Annotated in this window: 3 protein-coding genes; all 3 read right to left on the reverse strand. The window is 32.0% G+C overall.

Translation table 11 applies throughout. The features are described 5' to 3' along the window. Nucleotides 1-741 precede the first annotated feature (741 nt). Nucleotides 742-1,098, reverse strand: coding sequence for a hypothetical protein (locus tag DW917_RS16370; RefSeq protein WP_118120445.1), 357 nt, complete (start codon nt 1,096-1,098; stop codon nt 742-744). A 61-nt stretch (nt 1,099-1,159) separates the two neighbouring features. After that, nucleotides 1,160-1,690: a hypothetical protein gene (locus DW917_RS16375; protein ID WP_147344243.1), complete on the reverse strand. Its 531-nt coding sequence runs from the start codon at nt 1,688-1,690 to the stop codon at nt 1,160-1,162. Nucleotides 1,691-1,803: 113 nt separating this feature from the next. Beyond that, a partial coding sequence (locus DW917_RS17915; RefSeq protein WP_233524806.1) for a hypothetical protein occupies nt 1,804-2,170 on the reverse strand: 367 nt, incomplete at its 5' end.

The raw sequence follows: 2,170 nt of genomic DNA on the forward strand, positions 1-2,170 counted from the left end.
GATGTGAAGATGACGCAGCGGTATGCGAGAGTGACCCAAAATAAAGCGCATCCTTCGTTTCACTTGTCACAACGTTGTTTTCTTTCATTTGCACGTCTCCTCAAAATAGTACTAAAAAAATAAAACAATATAATCAATAAAATTATTACATGGATAGATGTAAATAATACCAAATAGAACCACCACGTAAACGCTGCTCCACCAGCCCCTTTATAAATCATTAAGTAGTACAAAGGAAATGAATAACCAACAAACACAATGGCATTTATTGAACATTTTTTGTGACTAATAAAAATCCATTCTATTAGTAGCAATATTATGCATATTAAAGAAATAGCATATAGGATTATATTATCATTCATATTTTAAATTATTTTACAAATCGTTTTGTATAGCTTTTAAATACATGTACTCACATATATAAACAAGCAATCCTAAGCCTATATATAAGAATCTCTCATAAGGCATAGATGAAACGCCCCACCAATTATATACAAAAAACAACAGAAATGCGATGCTTAATGTACCAAACAAGATTCTATTAAACTTATTACTACCATAGACCATAAATGTAAAGATATAACCTACAATATATAACATATCATTATAAATATACAATAAGCTTAGTGCTATATCAGTTTTACCTCTAAAAAACACATGGAATATATGTGATATAATAATGTATGCAACCAATCCTATTATTATAGAATATATTTTTTGTTGTTTCATATCTTATTCCTCTTATTTTTTCTTTTTGATAGTGTATGCCCGCATATTTTTAGGAGAATAACTTGTTTTACCCACCCTCATTTCGTATTGTCCATTAGGCATACGAGTAGGAGTTAACCTATATCGTTTTTTTGCCCAATTCACAGCACGAACTATCATAGTGTTATCATAACCATTGCTGTAGTCTGGTGATGGAAATATGATATTCATCAAACTTCCATCTCCAAATTTCTTTCCAATGTCTATTGTTTCTCCTGCTGCTATTTCTGAATTTTTACTTCTTTCAAATACATTTCTATATTCATTCAATGCAAATGGAATTTGCCCTATGGCATCTGTCCAATATGGGACTCCTTCGATCTCAACCATAAAATAACCATCGCCAGGTTTGCCCTTTGCTTTCCGCTATATAGAAGTTCACAATATTATCTTATTCCTTTGTGAAACAATGTATTGATTTTTCAGATAAGTCCACTATAAACATCTTATAATCTTTATTGTTGCCATTGAGAGGATTAATAACATGATTTTTAGGATTATCTGCAAATGCGTTGGTCGTATTTATTTCATATTTTGTAGTTCTATATGCATACAGATTTGCGAATACAAAAAGATGCATATTTTCTTTATAGCATAAGTATTGTCTAAAATAACAATCTATTGTATTGTTTTTATTAGAATAATGGTTTTTATCTTTGTCATCAAGATATTTCGCAACAAGAGTTTCTACATTATATATGCAATCTTTTGTCATTTGCATATATTCCTGTTTGTTCGTTAGAACTTTTTTCCCATTTGCAAATTGAGCATTAGACGATAAAACATGAGTTTTGGAATCATTACTGCAATCTTTCGCCCATTTCTTCTCAATTATTGTTGAGTTTGTATTTTGCTCTTTTCTTTCACCTTTACAGGCATACAAACAGAACAAAATTATTACTATGAAATACTTTTGCCACATATAGTAAAATTTATGATTGAACATTCAACTTTTCTTTTCAAGGATTCTAAGAACTTGACTGGCTCGCTTGTGCTTGAGCTCGCAAAATTGCCCCTTTTATGGTTTGGACAGCTTTATCTACTGTTATATTGTTTTCTTCCATTATACTCTGTTTTGATATTATTTACAAAGGTAGTGCTTTTAGCCTTTAAGCCACTATTGCACAACCCCTTTCTTTGAAAAGAACGTAAAATTAATAGTTTTATTGCTATGATTGTAGTTTTATTAACATAAAGCTCTAAAGCAGCCAAAGAAGAACAAGAGCAAGGAAGCCGTGGAGACCAACAAGGACATCGAGCAGTTGTTGCTTCCATCCAAAAGGCTTTCGATGTGCTTGTGGAAAAGAGAACGGACTTACCTATTCCTACCATTCGGGACGGCACTCGTTCGCCAGCCTCATTACGCTGGAGGCAGGTGTGCTGATAAGCTTGAAGAATATAC

It is taken from the genome of Prevotella sp. AM42-24, assembly GCF_003461825.1.
GTDB classification, from domain to species: Bacteria; Bacteroidota; Bacteroidia; order Bacteroidales; family Bacteroidaceae; genus Prevotella; species Prevotella hominis.